At 62.3% G+C, this 13,329-nt stretch carries 15 protein-coding genes and 1 tRNA gene; 7 read left to right on the plus strand and 9 right to left on the minus strand.

Going from position 1 to position 13,329, the window contains the following annotated elements; translation table 11 throughout:
• Window positions 1-88: 88 nt before the first annotated feature.
• Window positions 89-991 carry a diacylglycerol/lipid kinase family protein gene (locus NGR_RS15295; protein ID WP_012707377.1) on the plus strand — a complete coding sequence of 301 codons (903 nt, stop codon included), beginning with the start codon at window positions 89-91 and terminating at the stop codon, window positions 989-991.
• Window positions 992-1,002: 11 nt separating this feature from the next.
• On the opposite strand, the gene NGR_RS15300 is transcribed toward NGR_RS15295, so the two are convergent.
• Both NGR_RS15300 and NGR_RS15305 read right to left on the minus strand, forming a co-directional pair.
• Window positions 1,003-2,487, minus strand: coding sequence for an ArnT family glycosyltransferase (locus NGR_RS15300; RefSeq protein WP_012707378.1), 1,485 nt, complete (start codon window positions 2,485-2,487; stop codon window positions 1,003-1,005).
• Window positions 2,480-3,499: a glycosyltransferase family 2 protein gene (locus NGR_RS15305; RefSeq protein ID WP_012707379.1), complete on the minus strand. Its 1,020-nt coding sequence runs from the start codon at window positions 3,497-3,499 to the stop codon at window positions 2,480-2,482. The genes NGR_RS15300 and NGR_RS15305 overlap by 8 nt, the downstream gene beginning before the upstream one ends.
• A gap of 97 nt (window positions 3,500-3,596) precedes the next feature.
• Between NGR_RS15305 and NGR_RS15310 the strand changes: the two genes are divergently transcribed.
• A complete protein-coding gene (locus NGR_RS15310; RefSeq protein WP_012707380.1) occupies window positions 3,597-4,553 on the plus strand; it encodes a lysylphosphatidylglycerol synthase transmembrane domain-containing protein in 957 nt (318 codons plus the stop codon).
• A gap of 4 nt (window positions 4,554-4,557) precedes the next feature.
• Here NGR_RS15310 and NGR_RS15315 read toward each other — a convergent pair whose 3' ends face one another.
• From NGR_RS15315 to NGR_RS32355, 4 genes are all read right to left on the minus strand, one after another.
• On the minus strand, window positions 4,558-6,060 hold the full coding sequence (locus NGR_RS15315) for an AMP nucleosidase (protein WP_012707381.1): 1,503 nt from the start codon (window positions 6,058-6,060) through the stop codon (window positions 4,558-4,560).
• 64 nt (window positions 6,061-6,124) lie between these two features.
• Complete coding sequence (locus NGR_RS15320; protein WP_164924599.1) at window positions 6,125-6,445, minus strand: YnfA family protein; 321 nt, start codon at window positions 6,443-6,445, stop codon at window positions 6,125-6,127.
• A 121-nt stretch (window positions 6,446-6,566) separates the two neighbouring features.
• Window positions 6,567-6,740, minus strand: coding sequence for a hypothetical protein (locus NGR_RS32350; protein ID WP_012707383.1), 174 nt, complete (start codon window positions 6,738-6,740; stop codon window positions 6,567-6,569).
• A 14-nt stretch (window positions 6,741-6,754) separates the two neighbouring features.
• The gene (locus NGR_RS32355) at window positions 6,755-6,928 is read right to left on the minus strand and encodes a hypothetical protein (RefSeq protein WP_012707384.1); all 174 of its coding nucleotides are present in this window, start codon (window positions 6,926-6,928) and stop codon (window positions 6,755-6,757) included.
• Window positions 6,929-7,104: 176 nt separating this feature from the next.
• Here NGR_RS32355 and NGR_RS15325 point away from each other — a divergent pair, with 176 nt between their 5' ends.
• A complete protein-coding gene (locus NGR_RS15325) occupies window positions 7,105-7,806 on the plus strand; it encodes a glutathione S-transferase family protein (RefSeq protein WP_012707385.1) in 702 nt (233 codons plus the stop codon).
• A gap of 40 nt (window positions 7,807-7,846) precedes the next feature.
• Here NGR_RS15325 and NGR_RS15330 read toward each other — a convergent pair whose 3' ends face one another.
• Window positions 7,847-8,188, minus strand: coding sequence for a DUF2147 domain-containing protein (locus NGR_RS15330; protein WP_012707386.1), 342 nt, complete (start codon window positions 8,186-8,188; stop codon window positions 7,847-7,849).
• A gap of 559 nt (window positions 8,189-8,747) precedes the next feature.
• Between NGR_RS15330 and NGR_RS15335 the strand changes: the two genes are divergently transcribed.
• Complete coding sequence (locus tag NGR_RS15335) at window positions 8,748-9,014, plus strand: sel1 repeat family protein (protein ID WP_012707387.1); 267 nt, start codon at window positions 8,748-8,750, stop codon at window positions 9,012-9,014.
• 27 nt (window positions 9,015-9,041) lie between these two features.
• Here NGR_RS15335 and NGR_RS15340 read toward each other — a convergent pair whose 3' ends face one another.
• On the minus strand, window positions 9,042-10,163 hold the full coding sequence (locus NGR_RS15340; RefSeq protein ID WP_012707388.1) for a pyridoxal phosphate-dependent aminotransferase: 1,122 nt from the start codon (window positions 10,161-10,163) through the stop codon (window positions 9,042-9,044).
• Window positions 10,164-10,255: 92 nt separating this feature from the next.
• Window positions 10,256-10,672, minus strand: coding sequence for a PilZ domain-containing protein (locus NGR_RS15345; RefSeq protein ID WP_240545193.1), 417 nt, complete (start codon window positions 10,670-10,672; stop codon window positions 10,256-10,258).
• A 204-nt stretch (window positions 10,673-10,876) separates the two neighbouring features.
• Between NGR_RS15345 and NGR_RS15350 the strand changes: the two genes are divergently transcribed.
• The 3 genes from NGR_RS15350 (at window position 10,877) to NGR_RS15360 (ending at window position 13,288) form a co-directional block, all read left to right on the plus strand.
• A complete protein-coding gene (locus NGR_RS15350; RefSeq protein ID WP_164924232.1) occupies window positions 10,877-11,524 on the plus strand; it encodes a hypothetical protein in 648 nt (215 codons plus the stop codon).
• 12 nt (window positions 11,525-11,536) lie between these two features.
• Window positions 11,537-11,626 (plus strand) — tRNA-Ser (locus NGR_RS15355).
• 630 nt (window positions 11,627-12,256) lie between these two features.
• Window positions 12,257-13,288 (plus strand): porin, encoded by a 1,032-nt coding sequence (locus NGR_RS15360; protein WP_012707391.1) that lies wholly within the window; start codon window positions 12,257-12,259, stop codon window positions 13,286-13,288.
• Window positions 13,289-13,329 lie beyond the last annotated feature (41 nt).

The following is a 13,329-nucleotide window of genomic DNA, read 5'->3' on the forward strand; positions in this document are numbered from 1 at the left end:
GTGAAAGTCTTTGCCGGTGTGCTCTGGAATCCCCGGACGCCGCCCTTATCTCAGGAGCTGAAAGGTTTCTGGATCGAGAGGACAATCATTGAAAGTCAAGGCCATCTTCAATCGAGATGGGGGGACCTTCCGCACCACGGACATGGAGACCTATGGCAGGAAGGTCGAGGAGGTCTTTCGCGCCGCCGGACACGAAATCGAAATTGCCGTCGTGGCACCGGGCGATATCCCGCAGGCGCTGGAGACGGCCTGCCGGCGGGACGACCTCGATGCGATCGTTGCCGGCGGCGGCGATGGCACGATCTCCGCCGCAGCCGGCGTTGCCTGGCGAACCGGGATGCCGCTCGGTGTCATTCCGGCAGGGACGATGAACCTGTTCGCCCGTTCGTTGAAGCTGCCGCTCGATATCTGGAAGGTGCCGGAGGTCCTCGCCAATGGCCGGATCATCGATGGCGACATCGGCAGCGCCGATGGCCGGGCCTTCGTGCATCAATTTTCGATGGGGCTGCACGCCCGCATGGTGCGCTATCGTCAGTCCTATACGTTCGCCTCGCGCCCCGGCAAGATCGGCGCCAGCGTGCGCGCCGCCATCGGCGTGATCTTCAATCCGCCGGATTTCGAGATCGAATTCGACGCCGATGGCCACCGCGAGAGCAGGCATGTGTCGCAGATTTCGGTCTCGAACAACCATTTCGGCCACGCGACGCTGATGTATGCGGAGGATGTCACGGCCGGGCACCTCGGTTTCTACACGGCCCCGCCGCTCAGCCCGGCGGGCGTTGCAAAGCTCGCTTCCGATATTCTGCGCGGTCGATTTCGGGCAAGCCCGCTGATCACCGAGATGAGCGCACTCGCGGTCGATCTGCATTTTCCCAAGGTCGATCGCAAGATCAACTGCGTCATCGACGGCGAGCTCCTGCCGATCAAGCGGCGTGACGTCGCCCTGCGTGTCCACCCGGGCGAACTGAAGCTGCTCGTCGGCGCGGAATAAACACCGGCGCTTTATTCGCTGACCCAGATATAGCTGAATCCGTAGCGCTCCGGTCCGGAGGCGTAGATGTAAGGCAATTCAAGGCGGCGCGGCGTCGCCGCCGATTTGGGGACGCCGGATGCCTTGAGAGCCTCGCTCAGCGTGGCGGGAAGCGGCGTGGGGTTGGTCTCATCGCGCCAGACCACCAGCAGCGGCCGCTTCGCGGCCTCGGCCGGCGGCACGGCCGAAAGATGCGGGATCAGCACAGTGGCATCGGCAAGTCGCGTCCGGATATTGCCGGCGATCTGCCTGTCGTTTGTCAGCACCAGCGCAGGCGGCCGGCCTTCGGCCTCGACAACCGCTTCGACAAAACCGGCATAGGGAATGTTCAATTTCGAATAGTCGCCGAACCAGGGGCGCACCACGGCCCGGGCCGACACGATGACGAGGGCCCCCAGGACAATGCAGGCAATCAGCGGCACGAAGCGCCGGAAGCCCGGTGCGGGATCGATCTGTGCCGCCTCGACCTTGAGGCAGAGATAGAGCGGCAGCAGCGCCAGAAAGAGTACCAGCCATTTTTCGCGGACATGGGTCGCAGCGACGCCGAGGACGACAAGCAGCACGGCAAGAAGCGAGATCGCAATCATCCGCCCCATGATGCGGGTCCACTGGCTTTCTGCCCGCCAGATCGTGCGGATCTTGCCGCGGAAGACCAGGCCGAAGACCAGCAGGGGGACGAGGCTGCCGCCAATTATTGCCGAGGAAAGTGCAAGGACGCCGTGAAACGTCTGCATGAGGCGCCCCTCTGCGGCGCGCTCCTTCATCTCGTTCAAAGTACCCGACGAGGCGGCGTCGAGATTTTGAAGCACCCACAATCCGTGCGGCAGGGCAATGATGCCGGCGATGGCGATCGCCGCCAGGATTCGCCAATCGAAAATGCGCTTGCGCAGGTCTCGTTCGGGCAGCACGGCGAGGATTGCGGCAACCGGGACGACGACGAAGTTGTACTTGGAAATCACGCCGATGCCGACCGCGACGCCGGTCAAAAGATAGGAGAAAAGGCTGGGGCGCGTCAGCGTGCGCAGAAAACCGTAGAGGAAGAGCGATACGGCGAAGAGCGCCGCAACCGTATGGGAGAGATCGCGTTGGGCGAGCAGGAAAACCGGCGGCAGGCTCAAGATCCCAAACATCGCCATCGCCGACAGGCGCCGATCGTTCAGAACAAGCTGCGCAGCGAGGCCGTAGAACAGGCAGCACAGGAACAGGAGACCGTTCTTGAGAATCGTCATCGTCGCGAGCGACGTGCCGATCAGTTGCGCCAGGCCGTATTGCAGCCAGTTGTAGAAGGGCGGTTGCGGCCCGTATCCGAGCTGCAGGAATTGCGACAGGAAGGCCTGTTCCGCCTCGTCGATCTCCAGTGAAGGCGACGCGGCGAGGCGCAGGACGACGCACAGCAGGAAGTAGCCCGCCAGCACGATGAAGACCAGGTTTGGTCGCCGCTCGACGACGTCACGCATCCGGCTGATCCTGCCCGAAGACCTGGCGGACGATGTAGCTCGCCGTATCGTCGTCGCGGAAATAGGCGCGCGCCATCATTTCCGCGAGAATCCCGGTGGTGATGAGTTGGACCGAGGACAGGAACAGCATGACGCCGACGATCAGCATCGGGCGGGTGCCGATATCGTTGCCGAAGAGGAACTTGTCTATTGCCAGATAGAACAGGATGAGGGCGCTCAAACCGCCGGTCGCAAGCCCGATCGAGCCGAAGAAGTGGCCGGGCCGCGCCTTGTAGCGCATGAAGAACAGCACCGCGAGCAGGTCGAGGATGACGCGGAAGGTGCGCGAGATCCCGTACTTCGATGCGCCGAAGTGGCGGGCGTGGTGCGTCACGGGCATCTCGCCGATCCGGCTGCTCTGCACGACGCCGGCGACCCAGGCCGGAATGAAGCGGTGCATCTCCCCCATCAGCTTGACCTGCTTGATGATCGCGCTGCGATAGACCTTGAGGCTGCAGCCGTAATCATGAAGCCTTACGCCGGTGATCTTGCCGATCAGGAAATTGGCGCACCAGGAGGGGATCTTCCTCAGCAGCAGGCCGTCGCGGCGGTTTTGACGCCATCCGACCAAGAGGTCGAGTTCGCGTTCCTCGATTGCCGCGACCATCTGCGGGATGTCCTTGGGATCGTTCTGCAGGTCGCCGTCGAGCGTCGCGATCAACCGGCCGACGGCGGCGTCGATCCCGGCCTGCATGGCGGCGGTCTGGCCGAAATTCTTCTGCAGCTCGATGATCTTCAGATTCAGGTCCGACCGCAAAAGCTCCTTGCGGGCATTCGGCAGGGTCCGGTCGGTGCTGCCGTCGTCGACCAGGATCAGTTCCCAGGACCTGCCGAAGCCGGCCATCGCTTCCCGGATGCGGGTGACGAGCGGACCGACACTGTCTTCCTCATTGAACACCGGCACCACGATGGACAGTTCGATCGCCTCCATGACGCCCGTCGTTGCCGTCAGAGGTTCTTCTATGTGAGTCAAGGCGGTCTCTCCGGTGTGCCGTCGCAGGTTTTCTTGCACAGTTAACGGTGATAACCAACGCTCAATTGCGTGTCTCTGTACAGGAAATCGGCATCTCATGAATTCGGACTGGCAGTTGAGCCGGCGCGCGTGGCTCGCGCGCAACCGCATGGCACTGATTTCCGTGGCGGCCATAGCGGCTTATGCCGTCTTCGTCGAGTGGGTCTGGGGATGGCCGGCCCTGTTGCGGCAATGGGCCGAGATCGGTTTCTCGTCGGTGCTCACCGCGCTTGCTCTTCTGATCGCGACCTACTTCGTCCGCTGCTACCGCATCTACGACTACTTTCCCAGAGAGACGGCGGGCCGTTTCCTGCTGCTCTTTCGCGTGACGCAGGTCCACAATCTTTTGAACATCATGCTGCCCTTCCGGGCCGGGGAGACGAGTTTTCCGCTGCTGATGCGCGCCGAATTCGGCGTTCCGCTGGTGCGCGGAACATCGGCGCTGCTCGTCATGCGCCTCTTGGACCTGCATGCGCTGCTCACCGTGGCGGCGATAGGGCTGATCATCGGCCGCAGCCACCAGGTCGTCCCGTGGTTGCTTTGGGCGATGGTCTTGCTCTCGCCGCTCGCGTTCTTCCTGCTGAAGGCCAGGATCCTTCGCCTGCTGCGCCGCGCGGTGCCGGCAAGGCTCGTACACCATGTCGACGAGATCGAAGCGGGCCTGCCGGAGCATGTCGCGGCGTTCCTGCGCGCTTCGGCGATGACGATGCTGAACTGGGGCGTGAAGGTCGCGGTGCTCGCCTGGGTGCTGGCGATCATGGGCGTCGCGCCGCTTGCCGCCGCCTTCGGCGGTGCACTTGGAGGCGAGCTCTCGTCCGTTCTCCCCGTCCATGCGCCGGCCGGCGTCGGCACCTATGCGGCGGCGATCGTTGCCGGCGCGGTTTCCTTTGGCGCGGCCGGCGGAAAGGCGGCTCTCGAAGTCCTGGGACGCGCCAGCGTCAACGCCCATCTGCTCATCATCGTCTCGGCCGTGGCCGGCACGCTGTTGTCGCTCATGCTGAAGCCTAAGACGTGATTCGCTACTGGAATGACGTCTCGTAGAAGCTTCTGAGCTTGCGCGAATGCAGTTTCTCCGGCGGCATGGCGGCGAGCTTCTGAAGCGCCAGGATGCCGATCTTCAGGTGCTGACTGACCTGCGTACGATAGAAGGCCGTCGCCATGCCGGGCAGCTTCAACTCGCCGTGCAGAGGCTTGTCGGAGACGCAGAGCAGCGTTCCATAAGGCACCCGGAAGCGGAAGCCGTTGGCGGCGATCGTTGCCGATTCCATGTCCAGCGCAATGGCGCGGGCCTGCGACAGGCGCTTGACCGGGCCGCGCTGGTCGCGCAGTTCCCAGTTGCGATTGTCGATGGTCGCGACCGTGCCGGTGCGCATGATCCGCTTGAGATCGTAGCCCTGGTAACCGGTGACTTCCGCCACCGCGTCCTGCAGGGCGACCTGCACTTCCGCCAGCGCCGGCAGCGGGATCCACACCGGCAGATCGTCGTCGAGCACGTGATCCTCGCGCATATAGGCGTGTGCGAGAACGTAGTCGCCGAGCCGCTGGCTGTTGCGCAGCCCGGCACAATGGCCGAGCATCAGCCAGACATGCGGCCTCAGGACGGCGATGTGGTCGGTGATCGTCTTGGCGTTTGAGGGGCCGACGCCGATATTGACCAGTGTGATGCCGCCGTGGCCCTTCTTCTTCAGGTGGTAGGCCGGCATCTGCGGCAGGCGGGCGAGCGTATAGTCGGTCTCGGGCTTGTCGGCGCCCGCGGGCGTCAGAATGTTGCCGGGCTCCACGAAGGCCGTGTAGCCATTGCCGCCTTCGGCCATCTGCTGGCGTGCCCAGGCACAGAACTCGTCGACATAGAATTGATAGTTCGTGAAGAGCACGAAGTTCTGGAAATGCGTGGCGCTGGTTGCCGTGTAGTGGCTGAGGCGGGCGAGCGAGTAATCGATGCGCTGCGCCGTGAACGGGGCGAGCGGCGAGGGCTCGCCCGGCCCGGGCTCATAGGAGCCGTTGGCGATCTCGTCGTCCGTCGTCGTCAGGTCGGGCGCATCGAAGAGGTCGCGCAGCGGAATGTCGATGGTCTCGGCCGCCGACGCCTCGACATGGGCATTCTCGCCGAAAGCGAAGTGCAGGGGGATCGGGGTCGATGATTCCGACACGGTGACGCCGACGCCATGGTTGCGCATCAGGTGGCCGAACTGCTCCTTCAGATAGTGGCGGAAAAGCCGCGGCCGCGTGATCGTCGTCGTGTAGACGCCGGGCGAGCTGACATAGCCGAAGGAAAGCCGGGAATCGACGTGGCCGAAGCTGCTCGTCTCGATGCTCACCTGCGGGTAGCAGGCGCGGAACCGCGTGATCGGCCGGCCGTTCTTGCCCAGGCCCTCGAAAGCCTCGCAGAGGAACTGCGTATTGCGCTCGTAGAGCGCCTGCAGGCAGCCGACTGCTGCGGCCGGATCATCGAAGGTCTGCGGCTCGAAGGCGTCGGGGGTGGCAACGGAGAGAATTGAGGTGGAAGAGATTCGTGTGTCCATGGCGCATTATAGGCTGCGGCATCTGACAAGCAAACGACAAGATACGCGTCTGGCGCGTGGGCGTTCAGCGTGGACCGACGAGAATGATCGTCGCGCCGACAAGCGCCACCGCCATGCCGGTCAGGTCCCAGCGATCCGGCCGCACGCCCTCGGCGAGCCACAGCCAGAGGAGCGAGGCGGCAATGTAGACGCCGCCATAGGCGGCATAGGCACGGCCGGCGGCCGGCACGTCTATCATCGTCAGGAGCCAGGCGAAGAGTGCCAGCGATCCCATCCCCGGGAGCAGCCACCAAAAGGACTTGCCAAGCCGGAGCCACGCCCAGAAGGCAAAGCATCCGGCGATCTCGGCGAGCGCGGCGATCGAATACAGGGCGAATGCGGGCATCATGTTTGACCTTTCAGCGCGAAGGGAGCGAAAAGTCAGAGAATGTGCAAGAGGATTTTCGGGTCATGCGACGCCGCTGCGGCAGCAAGGGCGGTCTTCAATTGTGCTCACCGGCAGGCGGTCAGCTCATCGCCTGGCGCTGCAGCGTGACGAAGAGGACGAGACCGGCACCATGCTTGCCGACGCCGGCGCCGGTGGCCTTGCTGTAAGCGACCGCTCCGACCGGGGCCATCAGCAGGCCCGTGAGTACCAGGAGCCGAAGTGAGAGGATGGCGGAAGAGACGAGGGCGGCCATTTTTTGGTGTTCCTCTACAGCTTGGCTTGGCAATATTGCGCCGTGTGCGCGGTGCAGTCGGTCAGCGAGCCGATATAGGTGTTCTGGCGGCGACGTTCCGTATCGGCGCCGACTGCGGCGGCGAGCGACATGGCGAATACGACCATCAACAGGCTGATGATGGTGAGGCGGCGAGCGAGGATGTCCATTGTTCCGTCCGTGGGCTGGAGGCAGGTTCAAATCGATTGAGCGTCTTTTCGCACAGCCAAACTGAATTCTTGCTGAGATACCCGTTCATCTGCCGTTCATCTTCAACGATGCGGTCTTGCCGGCGCCGCAGCGCGTTCCTACGTCTGTGTGCCCATAACCTCAGGAGAGACCGCCCATGACCGCTCCCATCGAGCTTTACTACTGGCCGACGCCGAACGGCTGGAAGATCACCATCATGCTGGAGGAGCTCGGCGTTCCCTACGTGGTGAAATACATCAATATCGGCCGGGGCGACCAATTCGCGCCGGATTTCCTGAAGATCTCGCCAAACAACCGCATGCCGGCCATCGTCGATCCGGATGGGCCGGGCAGCGCGCCTATCTCCATCTTCGAGTCGGGCGCGATCCTGCAATATCTCGGCCGGAAATACGGCAAGTTCTACCCGGCCGACGAGCGCGCCCGCGTCGAGATCGAGCAATGGCTCTTCTGGCAGATTGGCGGCTTGGGCCCGATGGCGGGGCAAGCCCATCATTTCCGGCAATATGCGCCGGAGAGAATCCAGTACGGCATCGACCGCTACACCAATGAAGTGAATCGCCTCTATGGCGTGATGAACAAGCGGCTGGCCGATCGGCCGTTCCTTGCCGGCGAATATTCGATTGCCGACATGGCCGCCATCGGTTGGGTGATCCCGCACGAGAACCAGGGCCAGGATTTGAACGATTTCCCGAACCTGAAGCTCTGGTTCGACACGATGCTCGCGCGCAGCGCGGTCCAGAAGGGGATCGAGGTCGGCAAGGAAGAGCGGGCGCGTCAAAAGAGCCTTGCCGAGGACCAGGAAGCGCAAAAGATCCTGTTCGGGCAGCGGGCCCGGTGAAACGAGTAGAGGGCGGCCGCAGGGGCCGCCCCTCCGAGAATTAAAGCCGCGTCCAGGTCTGGGACTTGCACAGCACCTTCAGCACGCAGCCTTTCATCTTCAGCGAATTGCCGTCGACCGAGCCCGAGCCGCTATAGGTCTTGTCGCTTTCCGGATCGGTGATCTCGCCGCTGTAGCTGCCAGCGGTCCCGGCAAGGTTGCCGATCCGCTTGCCGGCGTGTTTGCCCGTCTTCAGTGTCACGCAAAAGGCTCCGCCGCACGGGGCGATTTCCGCCGTGGCTCCGCTCGCTGTCTTCCAATTGCCGACGATGGGTTCGGCGGCATGGGCCGCTCCCGCCGCTCCGAAGGCGAGCGCTGCGCTGACGAGCAAAGTTCGTACCATTCAATGTCCTCCCTTGGAGGCGGCCGGCTGCCGGCCGCCGCGATCTGATGCCTCGTGTCGGCGGCCTCCCTGCCATCGAAGCGCCCGAACAATAGCTTACGCGTACGTAAAGGTAAATACGCTGCAGTTCCTCTGATCGAAGTCCGGAGCGGCCCATGAAATACGGCGGTCGAACAACAGGGTTTGTTCTTGGTTAGCGATCGGTTGAAATTCGCGATTGAATTTTTCGTAAATTTTGAGCCGGATTGCCGCCGCTGCAGGCCCTCCGATGCTTAACGAAAACCCAAGTTTACCAAGTATTTGAACTTTGTTTGCGGCAAATTAATCATGCATTTTAAGCGCGTATTGAAGGCCACGCGGCATACTCGAACCCATAAGACGAGCGGAGCAACACCCCGCCAAACCAGCCGGAGCCGACGCCGCAGAAGACGGCGCTTCGCCGGTAAGCCCGCCAAGAGGCAAGAGTAAAACAGGGACAACAAAGCAACAACTGAAGCCTGGCGCGCCCGAAGGGCGTGCCGCTTCGGCTGAACCAACAAAGAACGACAGGGACAGGACGATGGCACGCTTTAACTTCGAGATCACGTCGGATGCGGCAATGGGTGGCGAAAACCGCGCCGACAGCCTTTGCGAAATGGGTCTCGCCTATGCGACCGGTCGCGGCCGGCCAGTGGACTTAGTGGCGGCCCATAAGTGGCTGAACATCGCCGCCATCAAGGGCTCGGACCGCGCTGCCGGCCTTCGCGCCGACCTTGCGGCGACAATGAGCAAGACGGATCTTGCCGCTGCGCTCCGCGCAGCGCGCGAATGGATGACGGTGCATTGATCACGAAAAGGGCGGCCGTCCCCGCGTCTAGCCCTCGGCCAGCTTGTTGAGCACTGTGGGCAGGGCGGCTTCGAGCAATTCCATCTCGGCGTCCGGGCCGGTGCTGATCCGGATGCAGCGACTGAGCGGCGCGACGCCCGGCATCCGGATGAAGATGCCGTGATCGCTCATCAGCCGGTCGACGATCGCCCGGGCATAGGCCGCATCTCGTCCGCAGTCGACGGCGACAAAATTCGTCGCCGAGGGTAGCGGCAGAAGCCCGTTGTCACGCGCAATGGCAGCGATTCGGTCGCGCGACGCCGCGATCCGCTGCGTGACTTCCTTCAGATATTGCTGGTCGGAAAGCGCGGCGATCGCCGCCGCCACACCGATTCGATTCATGCCGAAATGATTGCGGATCTTGTCGAAGGCCTGCGCGGTACCCGGCGCCGTCAGCGCATAGCCGACCCGCGCGCCGGCAAGACCATAGGCCTTGGAAAAAGTTCGGGTGCGGATGACGTTCGGCCGGCCGATCAGGCTTTCGATCGATGGCAGCGTCTCGGGCGGAGCCGTTTCGCAATAGGCTTCGTCGAGGATCAGCAGCGTCGTTTCCGGCAGGGCGGCCGCGAACTCGACGACGCGATCGGCCGGCCACCAGCTCCCCATCGGGTTGTCGGGATTGGCAAAATAGACGAGCGCCGCCGCCTCGCGCTTCACCGCGGCAAGGAGGCCGTCGAGGTCTTCGCGGTCATCGACGTAAGGCACCGTGACGAGCCGGCCCCCATGCCCCGCGACGTGATAATTGAAGGTCGGGTAGCCCCCGAACGAAGTGACCACCGGCGCGCCCGGCTCGACGACGAGACGGACGACCTGCCCGAGCAGGCCGTCTATTCCCTCTCCGATGGCAATATTGGCCGGGGATGTGCCGAGATGGGCCGCGAGCGCCTGTCTCAGGTCGTAGTTCTCCGGATCGGCATATTTCCACGTCTCGCTGGCAGCCCGCTGGATGGCTAGAAGGACGGAATCGGCCGGTCCGAAACCGCTCTCGTTGGCGCCGATGCGAGCGGCGATCCCGCGGCCGCGCTGCCGCTCGATCGCTTCCGGGCCGACGAAGGGAACCGTGGCCGGCAGGGATTGCACGAGCGGCGTGAAACGCGAGAATGCGGACATTTGGAAACCTGAGCTCCGTTCGAAAAGCGCCGCGGAACTTATCGCATCGGAACGGCAAGCGGAATGCGCAAAAGAGACGACATCGGGTTCCGCTATCGCGCGAGCAAGGCAGTCGGGAGCTTTACGGGTGTGGGACGATGGACGGCGGTCGCCGGAGGTGCAGATTTGCCGGACTGACCGGTGAAAAATTCGTGGCGCACGATTTGGTGCAGGAACGATTCGTCAATGGGCTTGATGAATTGCACGCCAATTCGGTTGTCCCTCCGGTGAATCTCGGCGCAGCCGATCCGGAAATTCGTTCCCACGATATGCAGATAGTAGTGCAAGGGCACGCCGATTGTCGTGCTGACGGAGAAACTCGCTCCGCCGCGCGAGATATCGATCATCCTGCAGGCGTATATCGACACCCCGCCGAGGGCCGGCCGCACCGACATCAGCGTTGCGGCATGTCCGATCGCGAAGCGTTCGTAACGCCGCTCGTAAAGCGGCGAGGGGGCAAGCGAATACATGGTCGATTGCGGCATGCGTCGTGCTCCGATAATCGCGCCACTCGCAAGGTCGTCGTGCGGTTTTGCCGCCTGTCGGCCACGGAGTTTTGCCAGACCCGGCAAGTCATTTGCCGGTACCCTTGAGGCAGCGAAGCGCCCAAAAGGTCGAAGGTCAGTTTCCGCCGGCAAACTTGCAATCGATTGAAGATATTCAATAGAAATCTAATGAATGCGATCCGTTTGCTGCATGTTTCCTTAAATCGTCGCCATTCCAAAGAGATTCGAAGTATTGCAGCGACCTTCGGCGCGCCCGGCAAGGCGCGCGACTCACAACCCACTCGAGAACTGGGCCCGAATCAGCCCGCTCAGGAACTCTTGCGCCAGCAGCATGTTGAAGCGTACGCCGAGTTCGGTGCCGCTGCGGTGCACTTCGGCGCAGCCGATCTCTTCCTTGAAGCCGTCGATCTCCAGAAAGAAATGCTTTGGCAGGAGGAGTCCGGCGTTGAAGTCGAGCATGGCACCGCCGATCGAAATGTGCCGCAGAAGGGCCTGATATTTGGTCTTCGCCTTCAACTGACTGCCGATGACGAGAATGCGGCAGGGACGCTCTATGCGGTAATGCGGATAGGCAGCGGCCGACTGGCCGGGCTTTCCTTGCGCGAGATGCATGATCATCGACATGGCAGGGTCCGAAAATACCTGTCTTCTCCGCCGGAGAACCCACATCCTGCAGAATCTCGTATGGCGGCACAGGTCACGCTCCATGAGCCGACTTGCTTCAGCCTTGCCATAGCCCGTGCGACCACGATGAAAATGGCGGGATTTGCTGAAATCCGACAAAAAAATCTTGCAATGAAGACGCGCTGCCACTAGTCAGGCGCTAACGGAGAGGTGGCCGAGTGGTCGAAGGCGCTCCCCTGCTAAGGGAGTATACCGGAAACGGTATCGAGGGTTCGAATCCCTTCTTCTCCGCCATTTCCCAGAAAGCCGTCGTCTAGCTGCTGACCATGTTGCCGCAAGAGTTCATGCGCGGTTCTGTCGACGCGGCAGAGCTACCCAAAGGCTGGATCGCCACAAAACGTCTCTGCCGTCTGATTTCCTCAGGACGCTCCGCGGCATGCCGCAGACGATCGCGAATCTCCGGCCGCTGATTCTTCGGGAATCGCCTGCAAAAGGGCCCTGCCTGCGACTCGTTGAGCAGCTCTGCGGTAGTGCGGAAGCCTGGGGAAGTGGGCGCCCGGCAGCCCTGTTGCCCGGTTTTGCCCCCGTTTTAGGCCCCTTTTTGCCTCTTTCTGAAACAAAAGCCGCGCCGAGGGCCGGTGCTAACCCCCCGTGGCTAAAGGATTTTCTTAATGGTTTGTTAATAACCCTGGGCCGTCTGGGGCGATTTTGTGTCGTTTCAGCAACAGGGATCAGGGAAGGGCGGCGCAAAGGAGTTGATCTGACAAGTTGGACGTTGCGCGCCCCACTCGGTTTTGTATTTTCAACTCCGGAAGCAAGGGCGGTTGATCGTCCGACTTCTTGAACGTTGGGGATGGGGCAGGGAACGCTGTCCTTCAGCAAAGAAACCCAGACCCGTTTGAAACTTTTGACTGGAGGTCAGAAATGAACATCAAGAGCCTTCTTCTCGGCTCCGCTGCTGCGCTCGCAGCAGTATCCGGCGCCCAGGCTGCTGACGCGATCGTCGCTGCCGAGCCGGAGCCCATGGAATACGTCCGCGTTTGCGACGCTTTCGGCACGGGTTACTTCTACATCCCGGGCACGGAAACCTGCCTCAAGATCGGCGGCTTCATCCGCGTACAGGGCGACTTCGGCCGTGACGCTGCTGACAACCGTTGGGAAAACCCGCTGCAGTCCACGTCGGACTGGGATGTCTTCTCCCGCGCCTACATCTCGTTCGACGCCAAGAGCGACACCGAATACGGCACGCTCACCGGCTTCTTCGCCGCTGAGTTCAACGCCGACAACGACTCCGACGAAGGCGACAGCCTGATCGACGTCGATGAAGCCTACATCCAGCTCGGCGGCCTCAAGGCCGGCTTCTTCTACAGCTGGTGGGATAAGGGTCTGAACGGTGAAACCGACTCGATCGGCGAAAACACCGAATTCAACTCGATCGCTTACCTCTATGATGGCGGCACCTTCCAGGCCGGTATCGCTGTGGACGAACTCGAAGCTGCTACCACCAAGGCTAACGGTGTTGGCATCGAAGGTATCGTCTCCGCTACGCTCGGCGGCGTAAGCTTCGACCTGCTCGGCGGCTTCGACACCGAACTCGAAGAAGGCGCGATCCGCGCTCTGCTTTCCGCAGACCTCGGCCCGGGCACCCTCCAGGCTGCTGCGATCTGGGCATCCGACCCGAACGCTTATTGGTCTGACTCCGAGTGGAGCGTTGCTGCTTCGTACCGCTTCAACGCAACCGAGAAGTTCGCAATCACCCCCGGCGCTCAGTACTGGGGTGACCTGAACGACGGCGCTGGCGGCTTCGACTCCGGTGACGATCAGTGGCGCGTTGGTATCACGGCTGATTACCAGATCACCGAAGGCCTCGCTTCGCGCTTCACGATCAACTACACGGATCCGGACAACGCTGAAGAACAGGTCAGCGGCTTCCTCCGCCTGCAGCGTGACTTCTAATCTGACCTGACCTCGGTCAGTAAGGAGAAAGCCCGGCTCTT

The sequence above is a fragment of the Sinorhizobium fredii NGR234 genome (assembly GCF_000018545.1).
Taxonomy (GTDB): Bacteria; Pseudomonadota; Alphaproteobacteria; order Rhizobiales; family Rhizobiaceae; genus Sinorhizobium; species Sinorhizobium fredii_A.